The following is a 24,867-nucleotide window of genomic DNA, read 5'->3' on the forward strand; positions in this document are numbered from 1 at the left end:
CCCGGAGACCCTTGACGCCGCCGCAAAACCGTCTCTACCGTAAACAGTGTAGACGGCATAAACAGTTTAGACCCGAGACATCCATCGACCCGGGAGCCACCATGACCGACGCGCTCGTCCTGGCGGAGGGGCTGCGCAAGGACTTCGGTCCGCCGCGCCGCCGCGTCCGCGTGCTCGACGGCGTAGACCTCGCGCTGCACCGCGGCGAGGTCCTCGCCCTCCTCGGCCCCAACGGGGCCGGCAAGACCACCACCGTCCGGATCCTCACCACGCTGCTGCGCCCCGACGGCGGGCGGGCCACCGTGGCCGGCCACGACGTCGTCCGCGACGCCGCCCGCGTGCGCCCGCTCATCAGCCTCACCGGGCAGCAGGTCGCGCTCGACCTCAAGCAGAGCGTCCGGGAGAACCTCACGATGATGGGCCGCCTCGCGCACCTGCCCCGGCGGGCCGTGCGCGGCCGGGTCGACGAGCTGCTCGCCGCGTTCGACCTCGCCGGCGTGGCCGACCGCCGGGCCGCCACCTGCTCCGGCGGCACCCGACGCCGGCTCGACCTCGCCGCCGGGCTCCTCACCCGGCCGCAGGTGCTGTTCCTCGACGAGCCCACCACCGGGCTCGACCCGCGCTCGCGCCAGGCCGTCTGGGAGGTGGTGCGCGACGTCGTCGCCGCGGGCACCAGCCTGTTCCTCACCACGCAGTACCTCGAGGAGGCGGACCGCCTCGCCGACCGGGTCGCGCTCGTCGACGGCGGCCGGGTGGCCGCCGAGGGCACGCCGGCGGCGCTCAAGCGGCAGGTGGGGGAGGCGAGCGTCGAGCTCGACCTCGCCACGGCCGCCGACGCCGACCGCGTGCGCGGCGCGCTCGGGCTGCCTGCGGCCGAGGGCGCGCGGGTCCTGGCGCCCACCGACGGCTCGCTCGCCCACGCCCGCGCGGTGCTCGACGCCGCCGCGGCCACCGGCGTCGTCCCCACGGCGTGGACCGTGCGCCAGCCCACGCTCGACGACGCGTTCCTGGCCCTGACCGGCCACCGCACCGGCGCCGCCGGCCGGCCCGCCGGCCAGTCCGCCGGCCAGTCCGCCGACCTCACGGCGAAGGAGGTGGCGGCATGACCGCCCTCGCCCCGTCCCCCGCGTCGCCGCCGACGTCCCGGGCCGGCGTGCGCGCGAACGCCCCGGCGTCGGCCCTGGGCCGGGCCGGCGACGCGCTCGCCGACGTCGTCACCATGTCGGGCCGCGCGCTGCGGCTCGCGCGCCGCGACCTGGACTCGGTCATCACGGCCGCCGTGCTGCCCGTGGCGATCCTGCTGCTGTTCACCTACGTGTTCGGCGGGGCCATGGACGTGGGCGGCGCGTACGTCACCTACGCCACGCCGGGCATCATCCTGCTGTGCGCCGGGTTCGGCGCCGCCAGCACCGCGATGGCCGTCGAGCACGACATGTCCGGCGGCATGGTCGACCGGCTGCGGTCGATGCCGATGGCGCCGTGGACGATGCTCACCGGCCACGTCGCGGCCAGCCTCGTGAAGAACCTCCTCACGACCGCCATCGTCTTCGGTGTCGCGGTGGCGATCGGGTTCCGGCCCGACGCCTCGCTGCTCGACTGGCTCGGCGCGGTGGGGCTCCTGCTGCTGTTCGTCCACGCGATCAGCTGGTCGGCCGCGTTCGTCGGCGTGCTGGTGCGGTCCCCGGACGCCGCGAACGGCTTCACGTTCTTCGTGATGTTCCTGCCGTACGTCTCCAGCGCCTTCGTGCCGGTGGACACCATGCCCACGTGGCTGCGCGGGTTCGCCGAGCACCAGCCGGTCACGCCCGTCATCGAGGCGGTGCGCTCGCTGCTGGTCGGCGCGGCGCCGGGGACCGACGTCGGCGCGACGGCGCTGCTGGCCGTGGCCTGGTGCGTGGGGCTCGCGCTGGTGTTCGCCGTGGCCGCCGCGTGGGGGTTCCGCCGGCGGCGGTGAGACACCGGCCCGCCTCCGCGCCCGGCCCGCCGCCGGGCGCGGAGGCCGCCGGACGGTGCGGCTCAGCCCTCGCCGGCCACCTCTTCGGCCCCCTCGTGCCCCCGCTGCTCGCGCAGCAGGCCCGTGGCCGCGGCGCCGTCGGCCTCCTGCGCCAGGCCGTGGACCATCTGGTCCACCTTCGACCCCGGCATCCGCGGCGCCAGCAGCGGCGTGTCCCGGTCGACCACCGCCTCGACCACCACCGGCCGGTCGGCCGCGAGCGCCTCGCGCCAGGCGTCCGCCACCTGTTCCGGCCGCTCCACCCGGATCCCGCGCAGGCCCAGGAGCTCGGCGTACCCGGCGTAGGGGAAGTCGGGCACGTGCTGCGAGGTGGGGAAGCGGGGGTCGCCCTCCATCTCCCGCTGCTCCCAGGAGACCTCGGCCAGGTCGCGGTTGTTGAGCACGAGCACCACGAACCGCGGGTCGGCCCAGTCGCGCCACCGGGCTGCCACCGTGACGAGCTCGTTGATGCCGTTCATCTGCATCGCGCCGTCGCCCGCGAGCGCCACGACCGGCCGGTCGGGGTGCAGCAGCTTGGCGGCCAGCCCGTACGGCATGGCCGAGCCCATCGAGGCCAGCGTGCTGCACAGGTGGGCGGGCACCCCGGCCGGGAGCCGCAGGAACCGGCCGTACCAGTAGGTCACCGAGCCGACGTCGACGGCCACCTGCGCGTCGGCGGGCAGGTGCGCGGACAGCTCGTGCACCACCAGCTGCGGGTTGAGCGCCGCGGTGCGCTGCTCGACCCGCTGCCGGGCGACGTCCTGCCAGCCGCGCACGAAGCCCTCGACCTGCTCGCGCCAGCCGGCCTGCTCCGGCAGCAGCGGCAGCAGCGCCTCGAGCGTCTCGGCGGCGTCACCGACCAGCGGCGCCTCGACCGGGTACTTGGCGCCGACGTTGCGGCCGGTGAGGTCGACCTGCACGGCCCGGGCCTGGCCGGGCGCGGGGTAGAACTCGGTCCACGGGTCGTTGCTGCCGACGATCAGCAGGGTGTCGCACCCGGCCATGAGATCGGCCGACGCGGTGGTGCCCAGGTGCCCCATGACCCCGCAGTGGTACGGCAGCGACTCGTCCAGCAGCGGCTTGCCCAGCAGCGACGTCGTCAGGCCGGCCCCGAGGCGCTCGACGACGGCGCGCACGTGCTCGGTCGCCCCGCGGGCGCCCTGGCCCACGAGCACGGCGACACGCTCGCCGGCGGCGAGCACGTCCGCGGCACGGCGCAGGTCGGCGTCGTGCGGCACGGACCGCGGCCGGGAGATCGCGGTGGAGGACACGACGACGCCGTGCTCCTGGCCGAGCTCGGGCAGGTCGGCCTTCTGCACGTCGTGCGGCACGATGACGCACACCGGGCTGGAGGTGGCCAGCGCGGTGCGGAAGGCGTCGTCGAGCACGTGGGGCAGCTGCTCGGGCGTCATGACGGTCTGCACGTACTGCGCGCACACGTCCTTGAACAGCGTGGACAGGTCCACCTCCTGCAGGTAGCCCGACCCGAGCGCCGTCGTCACCACCTGCCCGACGATCGCCACGACCGGCTGGCGGTCCAGCTTGGCGTCGTACAGGCCGTTGAGCAGGTGGATCGCACCCGGTCCCTGCGTCGAGAGGCAGACGCCGACCTGGCCGGAGTACTTGGCGTGGCCCGTGGCCATGAACGCCGCCATCTCCTCGTGGCGGGCGGTGACCAGCTCGAGGTCGTCCTCGCGCCGGCGCAGCGCCGCCAGCAACGGGTCGATGCCGTCGCCCGCGTACCCGAACACCCGCTCCACGCCCCAGTCGACGAGCCGCCCGACGATCCCGTCGGCGACCGTGCCCGCCGACCGGGTGCCGGCCGTCTCGGTGGTCTCCTGCGTGCTGCTCATGGCCCTCCCTCGGTCGGTCCGTCCCCGGCCATGCTGCGAGGAGCCCGTCCCGCAGGCACCCTGGGCGCTCCGCGTGCCGTGCGTCACCCACCGTGAGACATTCGCAGCGAGGGGGAGGCGCGAGGCGGCACAGGGCAGTGCGGCACGCAGCGGTGCCGTGCGGGGACGGGCAGGAGGCGGTGACCGATGAGCCAGGTCGCGGAGAACGAGAGGGCCGAGGCGTCCGAGGGCGGCCTGCGGCGGGTCATGGGGCCGAAGCTGCTCCTGCTGTTCATCGTCGGGGACATCCTCGGCACCGGCGTCTACGCGCTGACCGGCCAGGTGGCCGGCGAGGTCGGGGGCGCCGCGTGGGCGCCGTTCCTGCTCGCGTTCGTGGTAGCCACCATCACCGCGCTGAGCTACCTCGAGCTGGTCACCAAGTACCCGCAGGCCGCGGGCGCCGCGCTGTACACGCACAAGGCGTTCGGCATCCACGTGATCACGTTCGTCGTGGCGTTCATGGTGATGTCGTCGGGCATCACCTCGGCCTCGACGGCGGCGAACGCGTTCGCCGGGTTCCTCTCGGACGGGTTCTCGCTCGGGCTCGAGCCCGGCGGCCCCGGCCTGATGGCGATCGCGCTGGGGTTCATGGCCCTGGTCGCGCTGGTGAACCTGCGCGGGGTCGGGGAGAGCGTCAAGGCCAACGTGGTGCTCACGCTCGTCGAGCTGTCCGGCCTGCTGCTGGTGATCTTCGTGGGCCTGTGGGCGGTGACGCAGGGCCGCGCCGACTTCTCCCGGGTGGTCGTCTTCGAGTCGTCGGACGACAAGAGCGTCTTCCTGGCCGTCACCGCCGCCACCACGCTGGCGTTCTTCGCGATGGTCGGCTTCGAGGACTCGGTGAACATGGCCGAGGAGTGCCACGACCCGGTGCGCGACTTCCCGCGGATGATGCTCGCCGGCCTCACCCGGGCTGCCGTTCGACACGATCTTCCCGTTCATCGGCATGTTCGCCGTGGCCAACTCGGCCCTCATCAACATGCTCATGGCCTCGCGGCTGCTCTACGGCCTGGCGAACCAGGGTGTGCTGCCGAGCGCCTTCGGCGCCGTGCACCGCACCCGCCGCACCCCGTGGGTGTCGATCCTCGTCACCACGGCCATCGCGTTCGGCCTGATCTTGTGGGTCGTGCGGGAGTCCGGCACCGAGACCGGCGCCAGCGCCGTCGCGCTGCTCGGCGGCACGACGTCGCTGCTGCTGCTCGTGGTGTTCGCCGTCGTCAACGTGGCGCTGCTGGTGCTGCGGCGCGACCACGTCGGGCACGCGCACTTCCGCACCTGGACGCCGTTGGCCGTGCTCGGCGCGCTCACCTGCGCGTTCCTGACCGGGCCGTGGGCGCGCAGCGAGGAGCAGCAGCCGCAGTACCTGATCGCCGGCGCGCTGCTCGCCGTCGGGCTGCTGCTGTCCGGCCTGACCTGGGTGTACAACCGCACCGTGCGGCACCGGAAGCTGCAGTTCGAGGACGTCTCGACGCTCGACGAGCACCGCCCCGAGGGCCCGACGCCGCGGCGCCGGTGAGGGCGCGGCGGCGCCGGCCCTGACCGGCGGCGTCGGACGACGACGTCGGACGACGACGCTGCGGCGGTGGTGCGGCGTCGTGGCATCGGGTGCTGCGGCGTCGTGCCTGGTCGCCGCCGTCCTGCCGCCCACGATTCGACAGACCTGCCCGCCAGCAGGTTCCATACCTGCATTCCATACCTGACGGCGCGCCCAGCGGGCGCGCCGTCAGCGTGCCGACGCACGGTGCGCGGCGCGACCCTGTCGCGTCGCGACGACCGCTGCCCCGCGCCCCGTGCGCCGCTCGTGAGGAGGGACCCATGACTCAGGCGGTCGAGCAGACGCCGACCACGCAGCCCCCGCTCAAGCGGGTGATGGGCCGCAAGCTCCTGCTGCTGTTCGTCGTCGGCGACATCCTCGGCACGGGCGTGTACGCGCTCACGGGCCAGGTGGCCGGCGAGGTCGGCGGCGCGGCGTGGGCCCCGTTCCTCGTGGCCTTCGCCGTCGCCGGCATCACGGCGTTCTCCTACCTGGAGCTCGTCACCAAGTACCCGAGCGCGGCCGGCGCCGCCCTGTACGCGCACAAGGCGTTCGGCATCCACGTCGTGACGTTCCTCGTGGCGTTCATGGTGATGTGCTCCGGCATCACCTCGGCGTCGACGGCGTCCAACGCGGTGGCCGGGTTCGTCAGCGACGCGTTCGGGCTGGGGATCGCCGACGGCAGCGCCGCGCAGCTGTGGATGGCGCTCGGCTTCATGGCGCTCGTCGCGCTGGTGAACCTGCGCGGCGTGGCCGAGAGCGTCAAGGCCAACGTGGTGCTCACCTGCGTGGAGCTGTCCGGCCTGCTGCTGGTGATCGTCGTGGGCCTGTGGGGCGTGCTGCAGGGGCGCGCCGACTTCTCGCGCGTGGTCGTGTTCGAGTCGGCCGACGACAAGGGCGTGTTCATGGCCGTCACCGCCGCGACCACGCTGGCGTTCTTCGCGATGGTCGGCTTCGAGGACGCGGTCAACATGGCCGAGGAGACCAAGGACCCGGTGCGCGACTTCCCGCGCGTGATGATCGCCGGCCTGTCCGTCACCGGCGTCATCTACGTGCTCGTGGCCGTCACCGCCGTCGCCCTCGTGCCGGTGGGCGACCTCACCGACCCGAGCAAGCCGTCCGCGCTGACCCAGGTCGTGGCCGCGGGCGCGCCGGGCCTGCCGTTCGACACGATCTTCCCGTTCATCGCCATCTTCGCCGTCGCGAACACCGCGCTGATCAACATGCTCATGGCCTCGCGCCTGCTGTACGGCATGGCCCACCAGCGCGTGCTGCCGCCGGTCTTCGGCAAGGTCCACCGGGCGCGCCGCACGCCGTGGGTCGCGATCGTCGTCACCACGCTGCTCGCGTTCGGCCTCATCACCTGGGTGGTGCGCGAGTCCGGGACCGCCGACGGCGCCAGCGCCGTGAGCCTGCTCGGCGGCACGACGTCGCTGCTGCTGCTCGTGGTGTTCGCCGTCGTCAACGTGGCGCTGATCGTGCTGCGGCGCAGGAGCGTGGAGCACCGTCACTTCCGCACCTGGTTGCCGCTGGCCGTGCTCGGGGCGATCACCTGCGCGTTCCTGGCCGGGCCGTGGGCCCGCAGCGAGGCGCAGCAGCAGCAGTACACGATCGCCGGCGCGCTGCTCGCCGTCGGCGTCGTGCTCGCGGTCGCGACCTGGGCGTACAACCGGTTCGTGCGGCACGAGGCCACGCGGTTCGAGGACGTCGAGCGTCTGGAGGACGTCGACGCCTGACGGCCGGGGGAGCGGGCCGGCACGGAGCGGGGCGGCGTGGAGCCGGACCGGCGCGGAGCAGGGCCGGCGTCTGTTCGGTGATTCGTTGGCTGTTCGGTGATCCGGATCGCCGAACAGCCAACGAATCACCGAACAGACCTCGCGTGCGCGCGACAGCGCCCGACAGGGGGGCGGCTCAGCTCGCCAGGGCGGCGTCGAACGCCTCGAGCAGGCGCGCGCTGAACAGCACGAACCGCACGTGCTCGACGTCGCCCGGCGCGCCGTCCAGGTCGGCCGGGGCGCCGTCGGACCGCGGCGGCGCCCAGCCGCGCACCGACTCCACGGCGATGGTGGCGACGTCCTGCGGTTCCCACCCGTAGACGCCGGCGCTGACGGCGGGGAACGCGACCGACCGGGCGCCCAGGCCCGCCGCGACGTCGAGCGACCGGGCGAAGCAGGACCCGAGGAGCGCGGGGTCGGTCTGCCCGGCGTGCCGGTTCGGGCCCACGGTGTGGATCACCCAGCGCGCCGGCAGCGCGAACCCCGGGGTCGCGACGGCGTCGCCCACCGGCAGCCCGCCCGGCAGCCGGGTGCGGCGCAGCTCCTGGCACGCCTCGAGGAGCCCGGGACCCGCGGCGGCGTGGATGGCGCCGTCCACCCCGCCCCCGCCGAGCAGCGACGAGTTCGCCGCGTTGACGATGGCGTCCGCCTCGACCTGGGTGATGTCCCCGAGCTCCGTGGTGATGCGCACCGGTCCAGTGTGTCGCCGGGGCCGCGCGCCGGCACGGGCTCGGGGGCGGCTCACGCCGCCGGCGGCGTCGGCGACGGGCCGGGCGACGGCGCGGGGTACGGCCCGGTGTAGCCGGCCTGCTGGGCGGCGCGGGCAGCGGCCTTGTGCTCGTCGGGCACGAGCACCCACAGCACGACGTAGGCCAGCAGCTGCGGGCCGGGCAGCAGCAGCGACGCGACGGTCAGCAGCCGGACGACGGTGCGGTCCCAGCCGAAGTAGTCGGCGATGCCGGCGCACACGCCGCCGAGCATCCGCCCGCGGGCGGGCCGGTAGAAGGTGCGGCGCCCGGCCGGCTGCTGCGGCGGGTACGGCTGGCCGGCGTGGGGAGGGCCGGGGTACGGGGCTCCGGAGGGGCCCGGGCCGGGGGTGGGGTACGGGTCGGTGGAGTTCATGTCTCGAGCCTGCCCCGGCGGGCACGCGCTCGGTATCGGGTGCCGCCCGGAGGCGACCCTGACCTTCGTCCGGTGGCCTCCGGGTGGCCTCCGGGTGGCCGCCGGGGTGAACAGTCGGTGCGCGGGGTCCCGGCCGGCCGGCGCGTCCGGGTGAGGGTCCTAGGGTGTGCCATGTCGGCGCGAGGTGCGCCGCCACGAGAAGGGGGTCAGGGTGGCCGGGACGACGACCGTGCCTCAGGCGGGCCAGGGGGCTCGCCACACCCGCGGTGGTCGCGGGTCCCGCGCGAGCCGGGTGGCGCTGGGCGGCGTCGGCGTCCTCGGCGAGCTGCTCATCACCGCCGGCCTGGTGCTCGCGCTCTTCGTCGTGTGGCAGCTGTGGTGGACCAGCGTGCAGGCCCGGGGCGAGGCCGAGGGCCTCATGTCCGACTTCCAGCAGACGCTGCCGGAGGCGCCGCGCGTCGCGGCCGAGCTGCGCACCGACGAGCCGCCGGTCCCCGAGGCGGTCGCGCCCGGGGAGATGTTCGGCGTCCTGATCGTGCCGAGGTGGTACGGGCGCACGGACAACGCGATGCCGATCCTGGAGGGCACCACCAAGTCGGTGCTCGACAAGGCCGCCGCCGGCCACTACACCGAGTCCCAGCAGGTCGGCGAGGTCGGCAACTTCGCCCTCGCAGGGCACCGCCGCAGCCACGGCAACTCGTTCCGCTACGTCAACGAGCTCGAGCCGGGCGACCAGGTGGTCGTGGAGACCCGCAGCACCTGGTACGTCTACGAGGTGACCAGCCACGAGGTGGTGCTGCCCACCCAGGTGGAGGTGGTGGCGCCCGTGCCGAACCAGCCGGGTGTCGCGCCCACCGAGCGCCTGCTCACGCTGACCACGTGCCACTCGCCCACCCTCGGCGAGTACGGCAACTCCCACCGCTGGATCACCTACGCCAACTTCGTGGGGTGGATGGACCGCGCCGACGGCATGCCCGAGAGCGTGCTCGCCGACCCCGCGGTCCTGTGAGCCCCGGTCCCGTGATCCCCGGTCCTGTGACGCGCCCGCCGACGCCTGGAGCCCTCTGATGTACGCCTGGATCTTCCGCCACCTGCCCGGCAACCTCTTCTGGCGCCTGCTGCAGACGCTGGTGCTGCTCGCCGCCGTCGTCGCGGTCCTGTTCCTGTGGGTGTTCCCGTGGGTGGCCGACCGCTTCGACGTCCTCGACCCGAGCCTGGGCTGACGCTCGAGCCCGCGGCGCGTCAGGCGGGGTCGGCCAGCACCGCGGCGACCCGGCGCTGCGAGGCCCGCGCGAACGCCGGCCACCGGTCCCAGTAGTAGGGCAGGGCGATCACGCCCTGCACCAGCACCCACCCGCGCGCCCGCTCCCACGCGGCGTCCGCGTCCGCCAGCCCCTCGGTCGCGGCCGCTCGGAACTGCCGGCGCGCCGCGCCGTCGAACAGCCACCACGCGGGGGCCAGGTCCGCGGCCGGGTCCCCGACGCCGAGCGCGCCCCAGTCGACGACGGCGCTCAGGCGCCCGCCGCGGGCCAGCAGGTTGCCGGGCATGAGGTCGCCGTGGATCCAGCCGCGCGCGGACGACGGCGCAGCGGCGAGCGCACGCTCCCAGGCACGCAGCACGGCCGGGCCGTCGACCCGGTCGCCCGACGCCGCGACTGCCGCGCGCACGTCGGCGTCGAGCCGGGCCAGCGGCACCCCGCGCGCGGTGCCCTCCTTGACGGGGCCGCCGGCCGGGTCGGCGGCGCGCAGCGCCCGCACGAACGCCCCGAGCGCCGCGGCGCCGGCGGCGGCGTCGAACCCGAGCGGCTCCCCGGCGAGCGGGTCGCCGACGGCGCGGCCGGGCAGCCACGGCGCGACCGACCACCGGAACGGGTAGGCGTCGTCGGGGTCGCCGAGCGCCACGGGTGCGGGCACGTCGAGCGGCAGGTGCGGGGCCAGGACCGGCAGCCAGCGGGCGTCGGACTCGGCCTGGGCCGCCGCCCACGCCACCTTGGGCATCCGGGCGACGAGGGCGTCACCGAGCCGGAACAGCCGGTGGTCGGTGCCCGACTCGGCGACCGCCGTGACCGGCAGGTGCGCCAGGTGCGGCAGCTGCGCGGCCAGGAGCCGGCGGACGTCGTCGGCCGTGACGACGACCTCGTCGTCGTGCAGACGGGCGGGCGGGGGAAGGTGCGGTGGCACGGGCCGCACGCTAGGCGGCGGGCGGCGGTCGGGCCAGGGATTTGGCGCCGCGGGGTCCGCGCGGACGGCGCGGCGCCGTGGGCGCTGGTTCCCAGGGCGGTTGCCGCAGGGCACAATGCCGCCGTGACCCCGACGACGGTCCGGACCGCCGCGCCCCGACGCGGCCGGGCGCCGCTGCCGCTCTTCCCGCACGAGGTGCCCCTGCCGGCGACGTTCGGCGACTGGTACCACCTCGCCGCCGGGAGCCTCGGCCTCGCCGAGCGCCGCGACAGCGGCGTCCTGCGCCTGCTCGCCGGGCTGCTGCTGGTCGCGCTGTGCTCCTTCGGGCTGGGGGCGGGGGTGGGGCCGGCGCTCGCGGTGCTGGTCGACGGCGGCCGCTGGCAGGGCAGCGACGTCGCGGCGCTCGCGCTCGGCGTCGTCGTCGTGCTCGCGACGCTGGCGTGGTGGGCCTGGTACCGGCGCGACTGGGTCCGCGCCCGGCGGCTGCGGTGGGCGTGGGCGACGGCGCTGCGCGACCCGCGCGTGCTCGCCCTCCCGGCCGACCGGCACGCGCCGGGTCACCCCGACCCCGAGACGCAGCACCCGTACCGCCGGCGCGAGGCGCCGGAGGGGCTGAACCCGTACCCCGGGGTCCGGTCGGTGGGCGGGGTCGCCGGTGCGCTGGACGCCCTGCGCGGCGTGCTGCACCCGCTGGCACTCACCGCGGGGGTCGTCCTGCTGGCCGGCGCGCTCGGGCAGCCCTCGCCCGGCGCGCGGCTCGCCGTGGGCGCGGCCGCGCTGCCGCTCGTGCTCGCGGCGCTCGGCGGCACGGCGCGGGCCGGGTACCGCCTCGCGCGCAGCACCGCCGTCGCGGCGCTCCAGCGGGACGACGTCGCCCGGTGGACGGGCTGGCGCGTGCTCCACGGCCTGGCGCAGCCGCAGGCGCAGCGCCCGCCGTGGCGCCGGGCCGACCTGGCGCTGCTGCCGCTGGCCCTCGTCGGGCTCCTGCTCTACCTGGGCCGGCTGACGTCGGGCACGATCACGACCGTCCACGTGGTGGTCGGCGTCGGGCTCGTCGCGGTGCCGGTGGCGGTGCTGCTGGGGTCGTTCGGCGTGCGCGTGCTGCGCGCCCGCTCCGGCGGGCCCGGCGTGGGCGTGCGGCTGCTGCCCGACGACGTGCCGCCGCTCGGGCCGACCGCCGTGCCGCCCGGCCCCGCGCGCCTGGTGCTCGGCGGCGAGGGACCCGGCGGCACGGGACCTGGCGGCGAGGGACCCCGCGGCGCGGTGCGCGTCGCGCGTGCCGACGGCGGCGAGCAGCGCCTCGCGGCCGTGGCGCTGGTCAGCGGCGTGCCGCACCTGGTGGCGACGCGCCGGCACTGGTTGGTGCTCGACGACGGGTCGCAGGTGCCGCTGGAGTGCGCCGCGGTGCGGGACCTGCGGGGCGCCGCCGTGGCCGCCGGGCTGCGCGTGCTCTGAGCGCAGGCGCCCCGGCGCGCGTCACCAGCCGTTCGGGCTGAGCACCTTGCGGATCCGCTTCTCGCTGACCGCGCCGTCCGTGCCGAGCTGCTGGGCGAACAGCGACACCCGCAGCTCCTCGACCTGCCAGCGCACCTCTGCCAGCTCCGCGGCCCGCGCCGGGTCGGCCGGCCCCGCGGCGTAGGCGGCGCGCGCCTTGGCGTAGGCCTCCTCGACGTCGCGCACCCGCCAGGCGAGCTCCGCGTCGCGGGCCGGGTTGGCCTGGGCCTTCTCCAGCCGGTACGACGCCGCGCGCAGGTAGCGCACCAGGTGCGGCAGCCGGCGGGGCGGGGTGGCGCTGACGAACCCGGGGTGGACCAGCGTCGCGGCGTGGTCCCGGACGTCGGTGAGCGTGTTGAGCAGGGCCAGCGACGAGGTGCCCCGGACCTCGGCCTCGAGCGTGCGCCAGGCGGCCAGCGCGGCCACGACGTGCCCGGCGACCCGGTGGACCTCGTCCTCCAGGTGGCGGCGCACGAAGGCCTTCGCCTCGCCGTACAGCTCGGCGGTGCGGATCTGTACGGCGTCGGGCCCGGGCGGCGTACCGGGCGCGAGGTCGGTGTCCCCGCTGGTCAGCGCGATGACGGCGGCGAGCTGGAGGTCCGCGACGAGGTCGTCGGTGTTCCGGTACGGGCTCGCGGCCAGCGTGAGCGCCTGCGTGCCGGTCCACCGCGAGGTGACGCGGCCCGGCTGCAGGGCGGTCTCGGTCAGCAGCAGCCGGCGCACGCCGCGGGCGTGCGCGCTGTCGCGCTCGGCGGCGTCCGCCAGGACGCGCAGCGCCACCGTGGGCTCGTGCCTCGGCCCGGGCTCCTCGACCAGGGCGGGGTAGCCGCGCACGACCACCCCGCCGCCGAGGTCGGTGGAGACGGCGTCGGGCAGCGCGCCGTCGGGCAGGCCGGCCGGCCAGGTGGTCAGGCCGGTCTGCTCGGCGATCGCGGGGCCGGCCGCGGTGGTGGCCCGGCCCGCCGCCCGCACCGGCGCCGCACGCTCGGCGGCGGCGTCGGGCACCGGAGCGTCCGCAGCGCCCTGCGCGGCGCGCGCCTCCTCGAGCGCCCGGCCCACGGCGCCCTTGACCGCGGCGCGCACCGCGGCCTCGGCCTGCGGGGCCAGGCGCCGCTGCAGCGACAGCAGGTCCTTGGACTCGTCCAGCGCCACGGGTCCGCGGGCGGCACCCCGCCCGTGTCCGCCCCGGCCGCCCCGGGCGTCGCCGGCGGAACCCGACGCGTCCACGACGCGGAAGGTCATGCGCAGGTGTGCCGGCAGCCGCTCGACGCGCTCGGCGTCCCACACCTCGTCCGGCACCACGACGTCGCGCAGCGCCCGCACGGCGCGGGAGAACGCCGCGTGGAACGGCTCGGCCATGTCGCCGGCGCGGGTCATGTCCTCCCACGACGGGGTGTTCTCGCGCAGCCACGCGGCCACGGCCGCGCCGACGTCCGGCGCCGGGACCAGCTGCACGCGCACCGCCTTGGGCAGCGAGCGGATCGTGGCGACGCACAGCTCCTCGAGCAGGCCGGGCACCATCCAGTCGAAGCCGGCCGGCGACAGCCGCGGCAGCACGGACAGCGGCACGTGCACGGTGACGCCGTCGGCGTCGGTGCCGGGCTGGAACTGGTAGGTCAGCGGCAGCGTGAGCTCGCCCTGCGTCCAGGTCTCGGGGAACTCGTGGGGGTCCACGGCCTCGACGTCGACCAGGTCCTCGAGGCGGAACGTCAGCAGGTCGGGGGTCTCGCGCCGGGCGCGCGACCACCACCGGTCGAAGTGCCGGGCGCTGACCACCGAGGCGGGGACGCGCTCGTCGTAGAAGGCGAACAGGTCGTCCTCGGACGCCACGAGCCCGCGCCGGCGCGAGCGGGCCTCGACCTGCTCGGCCTCCTCGAGCAGCCGGCGGTTCTCGGCGAAGAACGCGTGGTGGGTGGTCCACTCGCCCTGCACCAGGGCGTGGCGCAGGAACATCTCGCGCGCCGCCTCGGGGTCGACCTTGGCGTACAGCACGGGCCGGTCGGCCACGATCGGGATGCCGTACAGCAGCACCTTCTCGGTGGCGATCGCGGCGCCCTGCTTGGTGGACCAGTGCGGGTCGGAGTAGGTGCGCTTGACCAGCTCGCCGGCCAGCTCCTCGGCCCACTCCGGCTGGATGCGGGCGACGTCGCGGGCCCACAGCCGGGAGGTCTCCACGAGCTCGCCCGCCATGACCCACGCCGGCGGCTTCTTGCTCAGCGGCGAGCCGGGGAAGATCGCGAACCGCGCGCCGCGGGCGCCGAGGTACTCGTTGCGCGCCTGCTTGGCGGCCCGGCGCAGCGCGCGCTCGCGGGCCTCGCCCTTGAGGTGGGCGACGGCGGAGGCCTTGACCTCGCCGGTGTCCTGCATGCCGATCTGGCTGAGCAGGCCCGCCAGCAGCGCACGGTGCACGGTCTCGCCGTCCCACTCGCGGCGCAGCTCGCCGGCGCGCGGCTGGGCGCCCTCCTCGGCCGGCGCCTCGACCAGCTGTCCAGCGTTCGACCGCGGGCGGTACGACATGTCGATGCCCAGCGGCTTGCTCATCTCGCGCAGCTGGGCCACGACGTCCTGCCACTCGCGCACGCGCAGGAAGTTGAGGTGCTCGGCCTTGCACAGCCGGCGGAACGCCGAGCCGGACAGCTCGTGCTGCCGGCCGCGCACGTACTCCCACAGGTTGAGGTAGCTCAGGAAGTCCGACGTCGGGTCGGTGAACCGGGCGTGCAGCTGGTCGGCCTGCTGGCGCACCTCGGCGGGGCGCTCGCGCGGGTCCTGGATGCTCATGACGGCGGCGATGATTGCCACCTCGCGCGCCACGCCGAGCCGGGAGCCCTCGATGATCATGCGCGCCAGGCGCGGGTCCATCGGCAGCTGCGCCAGGGTGCGGCCGACGTCGGTCAGCCGGGTGCGGCCCTCGCGGGTCTCCAGCGCGCCGAGCTCGCGCAGCAGCTGCACGCCGTCACGCACCGCGCGGGTGTCCGGGGGCTCCACGAACGGGAACCTCGCGACGTCGTCGGGCGCCTTGACCACGCCGACGGAGATCATCTGCAGCAGCACGCTCGCGAGCGAGGTGCGCAGGATCTCCGGCTCGGTGTACTCGGGCCGGTTCTCGAAGTCCTCCTGGGAGTACAGGCGGATCGCGACACCGTTCGCGACGCGGCCGGAGCGGCCGGAGCGCTGGTTGGCCGACGCCTGCGAGATCGGCTCGATCGGCAGGCGCTGCACCTTGGTGGCCTTGGAGTAGCGCGAGATGCGCGCCAGGCCGGTGTCGACGACGTAGTGGATGCCCGGCACGGTCAGGGACGTCTCGGCCACGTTCGTGGACAGCACGATCCGCCGGCCGGGGTGGGCGGCGAACACGCGGTGCTGCTCGGCGGCGGACAGCCGCGAGTACAGCGGCAGGATCTCCACGTGGTCGGGCCGCTTCGGGTCGCGGACCCGCTCGCCGAGGTGGCCCTCGAGCCCGTCGAGCGCGTCGTGGATCTCCCGCTCGCCGGACAGGAACACCAGGATGTCGCCGGGGCCCTCGGCCATCAGCTCGTCGCAGGCCTCGAGGATGCCGGTGACCAGGTCCTTGTCCTCGGCGCCCTTCGGCACGCGGCCCGTCTCCGGGTCGGCGTCCGGGGTCAGCGGGCGGTAGCGGATCTCGACGGGGTAGGTGCGCCCGGAGACCTCGACGACCGGGGCGGCCTTCGGCAGCACGGCCACGACGTCCTCGGGCGCCCCGCCGACCTCGGCCAGGTGCGCCGGGGAGAAGTGCTGCGCGAACCGCTCGGAGTCGATCGTCGCGGAGGTGATGATCACCTTGAGGTCGGGGCGCTGCGGCAGCAGCCGGGACAGGTAGCCGAGCAGGAAGTCGATGTTCAGCGACCGCTCGTGCGCCTCGTCGATGACGATCGTGTCGTAGGCCAGCAGCTGCGGGTCGCGCTGGATCTGCGCGAGCAGGATGCCGTCGGTCATGACCTTGACCAGCGTCTGCTCGCTGGAGGCGTCGGTGAACCGCACCTGGTAGCCGACGATCTCGCCGAGCGGCGTGCCCAGCTCCTCGGCGATGCGCTCGGCCACGCTGCGCGCCGCGATCCGGCGCGGCTGGGTGTGCCCGATCTGCCCGGCCCGGCCGCGGCCCAGGTCCAGCAGGATCTTCGGCAGCTGGGTCGTCTTGCCCGAGCCGGTCTCGCCCGCGACGACGACGACCTGGTTCTCGGCGATGGCGCGCGCGATGTCGTCGCGGCGCGCGGAGACGGGCAGCTGCTCGGGGTAGGCGATCGGCGGCACGACGACGGCGGCGCGCGCCGCCGCGAGCCGCTCGAGCTGCGCGCGCGAGACGCGGCGCGGGCCGCGCTCGCGGGGCTGGTCGGCGCCCCGCTCCGACGGGGCGGCCGTGCCGTTCTCCGGGGCCGCCTGGGCCGCCGGGCCGCGGCCGCCGCGGGCCGGAGCGGCGCCGCCGGAGCCGGGACGCGGCGTGCTCGTGCGCGACGTGCTCGTGCGCGGCGTGCTCGTGCGCGGCGTGCTCGTGCGCGGCGTGCTCGTGCGCGGCGTGCTCGTGCGCGGTGTCGCCGCGCGCGGCGAGGAGCCGCGCGCGCCGCCGGAGTTCCCCACGCCCCGATTCTGGGCTGCCGATGGCCGCCCGGAGCGCGAGGCGCCCGCGCGTGTCGCAGGAGCCTCGCGCCGGGTCACGGCTGCGCCGGCGCGCCGCCGACCACCTGGCCGGTGGCCGCGCTGATGATCGTCGGGTCCTCGGCGGGCACCATCCCGAGGTCGCGCGCCCGGTCGGGCAGCGACGCCTCGGCGGCCCGCAGCTCGGCCTGCTTGGACTGCACGTCCTGCGCGACGCGGGCGACCTCGCGGCGCAGCCCGGCCTGCTCGTACGAGCCGCGCGCCATGGTGGTGTTGAGCATCAGCGCCAGGAGCAGGGCGACGACGAGCAGCGCCCCGCAGATGGCGAGGAACGGCATGCTCGACCGCGCCTGCAGCGGGGCGCGGACGGCCTCGAGCCGCCGGTGCTGCCGGCCGCCGGGCAGGGCGGTCAGCGGCGCGCGGCGGGGCGCGGGGGCGACGCGGCGGGACGGGACGGCTGCCGGGGCTCGCAGTGCGCTCATCGACGCTCCTCGGAGTTCGTGCTCGGGTTCGTGCGGGTGCTCGGGTTCGTGCGGGTGCTCGGGCGGGCGGCGCGGCCGCGCCGCCCGAGGCTCGCGGGCTGGCGCAGGTGGTCGGGCGTCGGCCGCAGGCGCGCCGCCGCGCGAAGCCGGACGGAGGCGGCGCGCGGGTTGCGCTCCAGCTCCGCGGCGTCGGCCTCCTCCGCGCCCCGCGTCAGGGGCTCGAGGTACGGGCGGTGGGTCTCCGGCTCCACGGGCAGCCCCGGCGGCGCCGACGACGTCGTGCCGCGCTGGATGGCGCGCTTGACGATCCGGTCCTCCAGCGAGTGGTACGACTCGACGACGATCCGGCCGCCCACCGCGAGCGCCTCGATCGCGGCGGGCACGGCGCGCTCGAGCACCTCGAGCTCGCCGTTGACCTCGATCCGCAGGCCCTGGAACGTGCGCTTGGACGGGTTGCCGCCGGTCTTGCGGGTCGCCGCCGGGATGGAGGCGCGCACGAGCTCGGCCAGCTCGCCCGTGCGCTCCCAGGGCCGCTGCTCGCGGCGCCGCACGATCGCCCGGGCGATGCGCGCGGCGAACCGCTCCTCGCCGTACTCGCGCAGCACGCGGGCGATCTCGCGCTCGTCGTAGGTGTTGAGCACGTCGGCCGCCGTGAGGCCGGTCGTCTGGTCCATCCGCATGTCGAGCGGGGCGTCCTGGGCGTAGGCGAACCCGCGCTCGGCCTCGTCGAGCTGCAGCGAGCTGACGCCGAGGTCCATGAGCACGCCCTGGACGCCGTCGAGCCCGGCGTCGGCGACGACGTCGCCGATCTCGTCGTAGACGGCGTGCACGGGCGTGAACCGCTCGCCGAAGCGAGCCAGCCGCGCCGAGGCCAGGCGCAGGGCCTGCGGGTCGCGGTCGATGCCGATCACCCGGGCGGTGGGCACCTGCTCGAGCACCGCCTCGGTGTGGCCGCCCATGCCCAGGGTGCAGTCGACGAGGACGCTGCCGGGCTCCGCCAGCGCAGGCGCGAGGAGGTCCAGGCAGCGCTGGAGCAGCACGGGCAGGTGCCGGTCGGCGGCGGCGGCGTCGTCGGCCACGTGCGCTCCTTCCTCGGTGCTGCGGGTCTTCGGGGCTTCGGGTCTTCGGGCTTCCTGCGGGTGCGGCCGCCGGTGCGGCTGCGTCGAGGCCCCGTCCGGCCAGGTCTCCCTCCGCGTCCTTCTGGCGTCGGGGAAGTACGCCAGACCTCTCGCGGGAGGAGGCCTCGCGGGGCGGGGCCTCGGGGTCGTGCGATGTTCAGCTGTGTGGCACCGCCGTGCGGCACCTGCCGCCCGAGACGCCGTCGGACCGTCGGTCCGCCGGACGTCTCAGAACTGCAGGTCCGGGAAGATCTGCTCCGCCGTCTCGGAGTACGCGGACTCCTGCTCGGCGAGGTAGCCCTCCCAGGCCGTCTTGTCCCAGACCTCGACGCGGGTGCCGGCGCCGATCACGGCGACGTCCCGGTCGAGACCGGCGTACGCGCGCAGGGCCGGCGGGATGGAGACCCGGCCCTGCTTGTCCGGCACCTCGTCGCTCGCGCCCGACAGGAACACGCGCAGGTAGTCGCGCGCCTGACGGGAGGTCACGGGAGCCTGCCGGACCTGCTCGTACATGCGGGAGAACTCGTCCATCGGCAGCAGGAACAGGCACCTCTCCTGCCCTCGCGTCATGACGAGACCGTCGGCGAGCCGGGACCGGAACTTCGCGGGGAGGATCAGCCGGCCCTTCTCGTCGAGCTTGGGGGTGTACGTGCCCAGCAGAAGACCCGTGCCCAGCATCGGCTCGGCTCCCGCCACGGCTCGCACCTCCCCTCGCGCTCCCGCTCGCTCCACCGTACTCCACTTCCCTCCACCAGGCCTGGGAAAACACGGCGTGGCGCTCCACCGGGCGGGTGAAGATCCGCGGCGGAGCAGGTCATCGGCCCGGCGCCGGGGTGGAGGGCGGTGGAGGGCGAGTGGCAGCACGGCGGCGAGGACGCGGGGTGGAGGGCGGTGGCGGCCCGGCGGCGCGGTCGGCCGGGTGGAGGGCGGTGGCGGCCCGGCGGCGAGGGCGCGCGCTGCCGGGCCTGGTGCAGGTGCGCCGGCGGGCCGCGCGCGCCGTCCAGATCACCCACCCCGACCACGCCCGGCCGGCGACCCGTGCGAGGCCCCGGGCCAGTAGGCTGCCGACACCGACGGTCGCGACGACGCGGACCGCCGGCAGCACCTGACGCAGCACCGAGCAGTCGCACCCGAGCAGTCAGCAGCACCGAGTCAGCAAGCACCGAGTCAGCAGAAGCCGAGCTGGGCCAGTGGTCCTCGGAGGTCGCCGTGCAGCCCGAACCCGTCCTGGACACCTCGACCACCGCGCCCGCCGGCCCCGGCTCGGGCGGCGTGCCCGCCGGGGACCTGCCGGGCCTCGTCGACGAGCTGGTCGAGACCACGTCCCGGGTGCGGGCCGCGGTGGAGTCAGTCGTCACCGGGCGCCCGCACCTGGCCGAGCTCACCGTCGCGGTCCTGCTCGCCGAGGGCCACCTGCTCGTCGAGGACGTGCCGGGCGTGGGCAAGACGACGCTCGCCAAGGCGCTCGCGCGCAGCATCGACTGCCGGGTGGGCCGCGTGCAGTTCACGCCCGACCTGCTGCCGAGCGACCTGACCGGCGTGAGCATCTTCCGCGCGGCCACCCACGAGTTCGAGTTCCGCCCGGGGCCGGTCTTCAACAACATCGTCATCGGCGACGAGATCAACCGCGCCTCCCCCAAGACGCAGTCGGCCCTCCTCGAGTGCATGGAGGAGGGCCAGACCACCGTCGACGGCACCACGCACCGGCTGCCGCGCCCGTTCCTCGTCGTCGCGACGCAGAACCCGGTCGAGATGGAGGGCACCTACCCGCTGCCCGAGGCGCAGCGCGACCGGTTCACCGCCCGCCTGGCCGTCGGCTACCCCGACCGCGAGGCCGAGATGCTCATGCTCGACCGGCAGGAGGCGGCCACGCCGCTGGACCACCTGCAGCCGGTCACCACGGGCGCCGCGATCGTGCGGTTCGCGGACGCGGTGCGGCACGTGCACGCCGCCGGCGCCGTGAAGCAGTACGTGCTCGACCTCGTCGGCGCCACGCGCCACCACGCCGGGCTGCGCCTCGGCGCCTCGCCGCGTGCGTCGCTGCAGCTGCTGCGCGTCGCCAAGGCGATCGCCGCGATGGACGGGCGCGACCACGTGCTGCCCGACGACGTCCAGCGGGTGGTGGGCCCGGTGGTGGCGCACCGGCTCATCCTGTCCACCGAGTCGCGGCTCGCGGGCACCACCCCGGAGCAGGTCGTCGCCGACATCGTGCAGCGCACGCCGGTGCCGGCCGCCGTCAGGGGCTGACGATGCCGCGCCGCGCCGTCGCGCCGCTGCGCCGCCTGGCCCGGGCACGCCTGACGCGCCGCGGGGCCACCCTCCTGGTCGTGGGCGCGCTGCTGGCGGTGGCGGGCGCGCTGCTCGCGCTGCCCGACGTCGTGGCGCTCGGCGCCGCGGCGCTGCTCGCCGTGGCGGTCGCGGTGGGCACGCTCGCCGCGCGGGGCCTCGAGTCGGGCCGTGGCGCGCTGACCGTCGACCGGCGGGTGCAGCCGCACCCGGTGGTGCGCGGGCAGCGCGGCGACACCCACCTGGTCGTCGCCGCGCGGTCGGCGAGCCCGGCCGCGTACGAGCGGCTGGCGCGGCTGCGCCTGTCCGAGCAGGCCGCTCACGAGCTGGTGGGGCCCGAGGGCGTCCGTGCCCGCGTCTCGGCGCGGGCCGACCGCGTCGAGGTGCGCTACGGCCTGCACCCGCGCCGCCGCGGCCGCTGGACGCTCGGCCCGCTGCTGACCACCCGCACCGACGTCTTCGGCCTGGTGCGCACCACCGAGCCGCTCGGTGCGGCCACCACCGTGGCCGTGTGGCCGTGGACGACCGAGCTGCCGCTGCGCTCGGCGCTGCTGGGCGACGTCGAGCACGCCGCCGCCGGCAGCCGGCTCTCCTCCCCCGACGACTCCGTGGTCCGCGAGTACGTCGCGGGCGACGACCCGCGCCGGGTGCACTGGCCCAGCGCCGCCCGCCGCGGACGGCTCATGGTGCGCAGCGACGAGGCGGCCGGCGTGCGCCCGGTGAGCGTCCTGCTCGACCGGGCGCTGCTGCCGGCCCCCGGCGCGCTGCGCTCGGTCGCCGGGCTGACCGAGCACGACGGCGAGTGGGCGGTCGAGCTCACCGCCTCCGTCGCGCTGGCGTTCCTGGCCGCGGGCCACCCGGTGCGGCTCGTCGGCACGGCCACGACCCCGCCGGCCGCGGTGCCGTTCGTCACCGGCACCGCCACGGGCCGCGGGGCGCTGCTCGACGCGACGGTGGACCTGACCGGCACCGGGAACGCCGAGGAGGCCCGCCGCGGTCTCGTGACGACCGTCCGGGCGCTGCGCGCGATCCGCACCGGCGGCGAGGCCCTGCTGGCCGTGCTGCCCGCGCTGCCCCCCGCCACCACCCTGGACCTCGCCGGCCTGGCGGGCGAGGGCGGCTGCCACGCGCTCGTCGTGGCCGCGCACGCCGCCGACGGCGACGAGACCGTCACCGCGCTGCGCGCCGCCGGCTGGCGCGCCGTCGCGGCGCGACCGGGCGAGCCCGCCGAGCAGGCGTGGGCCGACCTGACGGAGGCACGCCGATGACCGCCTCGCGCCGCACCCCGCACCTGCTGGCCGCCACTGGCCTGGTCACCCTGGCGACCGGCGCGTCGCTGCTCGGCCTCACCGCCGTCGTCCTGCCCGGGCCGTGGGTCGGCGCCGGCCTGGTCGGGATCGTGCTCGTCGCGGCGGCGGCGGCCGGCACCCGGGCGGCCATCGGCGCGCGCCGCGCCGGACGGTCCGGCGCTGCCGACGACGGCGGCGTGGGCTCCGTGCTGCCGACGCTGGCCGCCGCGCTCGTCGGCGCCTGGTACCTCCTGGCCCGGTACGGCGCCCCGGGCGAGGGGCCGCGCTGGGTCCCCGGCCCCGACGCCGTCGGCAGGGTGGTGGACCGGCTCGGCCAGGCCGGCGAGATCATGCGCGGCGAGGTCGCTCCGGTGGTCGGCAGCGCGCCGATCGCGATGCTCTGCGTCGGCGGCGCGGTGGTCGTGCTGCTCGTCGCCGACGCGCTGGCCTCGGGGCTGCGCCACCCGCTGCTGGGCGGGGTCCCGGTCCTGGTGCTCTGGTTCCCGCCCCTGGTGCTGGTGGGCCGGGTGCCGTGGGGCGTGTTCGTCGTCACGGTCGCAGCGTTGCTGCTGACGCTCGCCCTGGACGGCGCGCCGGCGCCGGGACGCCGCAGCACCTCCTCGGCGGCGGCCTCGGCCGTGCGCCGCGCCGGCCGCCGGCGCACGGCGTCCACGACCGCCACCGCGGCCGTCGTCGCCGTCGCGGCGCTGCTCGCCGGCACGGGTGCCGGCGTGCTGCCCGGCGGCTCGGGGTCGTGGACCGACGCCTTCACCACCACGGCGCGCACCGTGCGCCTCTCCGAGGACCTCGACATGTACCGCAGCCTCACCGCCCGGTCGGACGAGGTGGTCCTGCGGTACACGAGCTCCACCGGCGACGACGTCGGGCCGCTGCGGATCATGACGCTCTCGGCGTTCGACGGCCGGGACTGGGGCCGCGGCCCGCAGCGCGAGGGCGACCCGTTCGGACCCGACGACGTGCTCGCCCCGACCGACGCCCCCCTGACCGGTGACCGGGTGGAGCTCGACGTGACCGTCGGCACGCTCCGCGAGGACCAGCTGCCCGTGTCCATCGAGCCGCGGGACGTCGTGAGCCCCGCCGACGGGTGGCGCTACGACCCCGCGCGCGACGAGCTGGTCGGTGGCCCGCGGACGCAGCAGGGCGACCGCTACGAGATCGGCGTGCGACCCCGGGTGCTGACGCCGGAGCGGCTGCGCGGGGCGCCCGCGGCCGACGACGTCGACGACGCGTTCCTCGCGGTGCCGGAGTCCGCGCACGCGGCCGACGTGGCGGCCACGGCCGCCGAGGTCGCCGGCGCCGAGCCCACGCGCTACGACCAGGCCGTGGCGCTGCAGACCTTCCTGCGCGACACCACCCGGTTCACCTACGACACGGAGGTGCCGCGCGGCCGCACGGGCGACGCGGTGTGGGACTTCCTGCAGCAGCGCACGGGCTACTGCGTGCAGTTCGCGACGACCATGGTCGTGATGGCCCGCGCGCTGGGCATCCCGGCGCGCCTGGCGGTCGGCTTCCTGCCCGGGCGCACCGACGACGACGGCGTGTGGGAGGTCACCGGGCAGGACTCGCACGCCTGGCCCGAGCTGTGGTTCGAGGACACGGGCTGGGTGCGGTTCGAGCCCACCCCCGCCGTGCAGACGGGCGCCGCCCCCCGGTACGCCGACCCGTCGCTGGCCACGGGCACGCCGCCCCAGCAGCCGTCGCTGGAGCAGGAGCGCCCGCGCGGTCCGGCCGCCTCGGCCGCCGCGCCGCTGCCGACGCTCTCGCCGTCCACGGCGCCCTCCCCCGGGGTCACCGCCGAGCGGGGCACCCCGTGGGGCGCCTGGGCCGGCGCCGTCGGGGTGCTGCTGGCGGCCGCCGGGGCGGTGTGGCTCTGGCTGCGGCGACGGGAGGGGGCCGACCGGCGGCTCGACCCGGAGCGCGCCTGGGACCGGGTGCTGGTGGCGCTGGCGCGCCAGGGCGTGACGCTGCCGCCGGCGACGACGCCGCGCGCCGCGCCCGAGGCGGTCGCCGCCGGGCTGGAGTCCCGGACCGGCCGCACCCTCGGCTCCGAGGCGCAGGCCGCGCTGCACCGGCTCGCGCGCGCGGTGGAGGACTCGCGCTACGCGCGCCGTGCGCCCGACCTCGCCCCCGAGGAGCTCGAGGCCCTCGTCGCCACGGTGACCGCGGCAGTCGCGGGGACGGAGCGGCCGGCGCGCGAGCGCGCGGCGGCAGGGGCCGGCTGAGGGCTCACCGCCCGACGCCCGGGACCGGGGGCGTCGGGCGGGGGCCCCGGGCTGCCGCCCCGCTCGGCGGCCGAGCCCGAGCGTCCCGCTGCGTCGCCGACCGCGTCGCCGACCGCGGGGCCGGAAGGCGACGCGCCGGGACGCTCGACACCCACCCCCGGCGGGCCCGCCCGCCACCGTCCCGGTATGTCGCCCACCGCGGGCCGGAAGGCGACGCGCCGGGACGCTCGACGGCCCGCACGGCGCCAGGCCAGCGGCAGGGTCGGCGCCAGGACATCAGCCGGGTCAGGGCCGACGCCCGGTAGGTGAGCAAGGCGCGTCCGCGCCCACGCCGGCGCAGAGCGCAAGCGCCCCGCGCCCCTGGCGGGACGCGGGGACGGCTACGTGGAGCGTGCGGTCGCGCAGGCTCAGCGCTGGTTGCGCCGGCGCTCCCAGCGTTCCTCGAGCCGGGCGATGAACCCGTCCTTGCTGGCCGTGGTGGTGCGGTGCGGACCCCGGCCGCCGCCCTTCTTGCCCTGCGGACGGCGGTCGACGCCGCCGTCGGCGCGGACCGTCCCCTGCGGGCCCTTCGAGCGGGGCGCTGCGGCGAAGGCCCAGGCGACTGCGGCGAACATCACGACGAAGCCGATCACGCCGACGACCGTGTGACCGGTCGCCGCACCCAGGACGAGCACGAGCAGACCGATCGCGAGGCCGACGCCTGCAACGACGTAGCGCACGACGGGACGGCGACGACCCGTCTGCTGGAAGGTTGTGGCGAGCCGGGGATCGTCGCTGGTCAGCGCGCGCTCCATCTGTTCCAGCACGCGCTGCTCGTACTCGGAAAGAGGCATCGAGACCCCCGGTCGGT

18 protein-coding genes and 1 pseudogene are annotated in these 24,867 nt (G+C 76.3%); 10 read left to right on the forward strand and 9 right to left on the reverse strand.

Annotated elements, in window-relative coordinates:
* Positions 1-101 precede the first annotated feature (101 nt).
* Together GSF02_RS04795 and GSF02_RS04800 are read left to right on the forward strand one after the other, a co-directional pair.
* Complete coding sequence (locus GSF02_RS04795) at positions 102-1,106, forward strand: ATP-binding cassette domain-containing protein (RefSeq protein ID WP_159793260.1); 1,005 nt, start codon at positions 102-104, stop codon at positions 1,104-1,106.
* Entirely contained in the window at positions 1,103-1,954 is an 852-nt protein-coding gene (locus GSF02_RS04800) for an ABC transporter permease (RefSeq protein ID WP_159793262.1), read from the forward strand. The genes GSF02_RS04795 and GSF02_RS04800 overlap by 4 nt, the downstream gene beginning before the upstream one ends.
* A 62-nt stretch (positions 1,955-2,016) precedes the next feature.
* On the opposite strand, the gene GSF02_RS04805 is transcribed toward GSF02_RS04800, so the two are convergent.
* A complete protein-coding gene (locus tag GSF02_RS04805) occupies positions 2,017-3,846 on the reverse strand; it encodes a thiamine pyrophosphate-requiring protein (protein WP_159793265.1) in 1,830 nt (609 codons plus the stop codon).
* A 186-nt stretch (positions 3,847-4,032) separates the two neighbouring features.
* Between GSF02_RS04805 and GSF02_RS04810 the strand changes: the two are divergent.
* Positions 4,033-5,398: pseudogene (locus tag GSF02_RS04810) on the forward strand (APC family permease).
* 299 nt (positions 5,399-5,697) lie between these two features.
* Complete coding sequence (locus tag GSF02_RS04815) at positions 5,698-7,152, forward strand: APC family permease (protein WP_235915371.1); 1,455 nt, start codon at positions 5,698-5,700, stop codon at positions 7,150-7,152.
* A gap of 175 nt (positions 7,153-7,327) precedes the next feature.
* Here the strand turns inward: GSF02_RS04815 and GSF02_RS04820 are convergent, their stop codons facing one another.
* A complete protein-coding gene (locus tag GSF02_RS04820) occupies positions 7,328-7,882 on the reverse strand; it encodes an O-acetyl-ADP-ribose deacetylase (protein WP_159793267.1) in 555 nt (184 codons plus the stop codon).
* 50 nt (positions 7,883-7,932) lie between these two features.
* Positions 7,933-8,313 carry a PspC domain-containing protein gene (locus GSF02_RS04825; RefSeq protein WP_159793269.1) on the reverse strand — a complete coding sequence of 127 codons (381 nt, stop codon included), beginning with the start codon at positions 8,311-8,313 and terminating at the stop codon, positions 7,933-7,935.
* A 211-nt stretch (positions 8,314-8,524) separates the two neighbouring features.
* On the opposite strand from GSF02_RS04825, the gene GSF02_RS04830 reads away from it, so the two are divergent.
* Together GSF02_RS04830 and GSF02_RS18540 are read left to right on the forward strand one after the other, a co-directional pair.
* The gene (locus GSF02_RS04830; protein ID WP_235915372.1) at positions 8,525-9,322 is read left to right on the forward strand and encodes a class E sortase; all 798 of its coding nucleotides are present in this window, start codon (positions 8,525-8,527) and stop codon (positions 9,320-9,322) included.
* A 58-nt stretch (positions 9,323-9,380) separates the two neighbouring features.
* Positions 9,381-9,536: a hypothetical protein gene (locus GSF02_RS18540; RefSeq protein ID WP_201308794.1), complete on the forward strand. Its 156-nt coding sequence runs from the start codon at positions 9,381-9,383 to the stop codon at positions 9,534-9,536.
* A 19-nt stretch (positions 9,537-9,555) separates the two neighbouring features.
* Here GSF02_RS18540 and GSF02_RS04835 read toward each other — a convergent pair whose 3' ends face one another.
* Positions 9,556-10,494, reverse strand: a complete 939-nt coding sequence (locus GSF02_RS04835; RefSeq protein ID WP_235915373.1) for a phosphotransferase — start codon at positions 10,492-10,494, stop codon at positions 9,556-9,558.
* 123 nt (positions 10,495-10,617) lie between these two features.
* Here GSF02_RS04835 and GSF02_RS04840 point away from each other — a divergent pair, with 123 nt between their 5' ends.
* A complete protein-coding gene (locus GSF02_RS04840) occupies positions 10,618-11,949 on the forward strand; it encodes a hypothetical protein (protein WP_159793271.1) in 1,332 nt (443 codons plus the stop codon).
* A gap of 21 nt (positions 11,950-11,970) precedes the next feature.
* Here GSF02_RS04840 and hrpA read toward each other — a convergent pair whose 3' ends face one another.
* The 4 genes from hrpA to mraZ all read right to left on the reverse strand — a co-directional run bounded on the left by hrpA (position 11,971) and on the right by mraZ (position 18,877).
* Complete coding sequence (gene hrpA / locus GSF02_RS04845; protein ID WP_408003856.1) at positions 11,971-16,581, reverse strand: ATP-dependent RNA helicase HrpA; 4,611 nt, start codon at positions 16,579-16,581, stop codon at positions 11,971-11,973.
* Positions 16,582-16,655: 74 nt separating this feature from the next.
* On the reverse strand, positions 16,656-17,081 hold the full coding sequence (locus tag GSF02_RS04850) for a hypothetical protein (protein ID WP_159793273.1): 426 nt from the start codon (positions 17,079-17,081) through the stop codon (positions 16,656-16,658).
* Complete coding sequence (gene rsmH, locus GSF02_RS04855; RefSeq protein WP_159793275.1) at positions 17,078-18,160, reverse strand: 16S rRNA (cytosine(1402)-N(4))-methyltransferase RsmH; 1,083 nt, start codon at positions 18,158-18,160, stop codon at positions 17,078-17,080. The genes GSF02_RS04850 and rsmH overlap by 4 nt, the downstream gene beginning before the upstream one ends.
* A gap of 267 nt (positions 18,161-18,427) precedes the next feature.
* Positions 18,428-18,877, reverse strand: coding sequence for a division/cell wall cluster transcriptional repressor MraZ (gene mraZ / locus GSF02_RS04860; RefSeq protein ID WP_159793441.1), 450 nt, complete (start codon positions 18,875-18,877; stop codon positions 18,428-18,430).
* 531 nt (positions 18,878-19,408) lie between these two features.
* Here mraZ and GSF02_RS04865 point away from each other — a divergent pair.
* From GSF02_RS04865 to GSF02_RS04875, 3 genes are read left to right on the forward strand one after another with little or no spacing between them, the layout of a single operon-like run.
* Entirely contained in the window at positions 19,409-20,446 is a 1,038-nt protein-coding gene (locus GSF02_RS04865) for an AAA family ATPase (RefSeq protein WP_408003857.1), read from the forward strand.
* Between the two features lie 2 nt (positions 20,447-20,448).
* Positions 20,449-21,753, forward strand: coding sequence for a DUF58 domain-containing protein (locus tag GSF02_RS04870; RefSeq protein ID WP_159793278.1), 1,305 nt, complete (start codon positions 20,449-20,451; stop codon positions 21,751-21,753).
* Complete coding sequence (locus tag GSF02_RS04875) at positions 21,750-24,017, forward strand: DUF3488 and transglutaminase-like domain-containing protein (protein WP_159793280.1); 2,268 nt, start codon at positions 21,750-21,752, stop codon at positions 24,015-24,017. Before GSF02_RS04870 ends, GSF02_RS04875 begins: the two co-directional genes overlap by 4 nt.
* Positions 24,018-24,424: 407 nt before the next feature.
* On the opposite strand, the gene GSF02_RS04880 is transcribed toward GSF02_RS04875, so the two are convergent.
* Complete coding sequence (locus tag GSF02_RS04880) at positions 24,425-24,850, reverse strand: DUF3040 domain-containing protein (RefSeq protein ID WP_159793283.1); 426 nt, start codon at positions 24,848-24,850, stop codon at positions 24,425-24,427.
* Positions 24,851-24,867 lie beyond the last annotated feature (17 nt).

Source organism: Puerhibacterium puerhi (genome assembly GCF_009846865.1).
GTDB classification, from domain to species: domain Bacteria; phylum Actinomycetota; class Actinomycetes; order Actinomycetales; family Cellulomonadaceae; genus Puerhibacterium; species Puerhibacterium puerhi.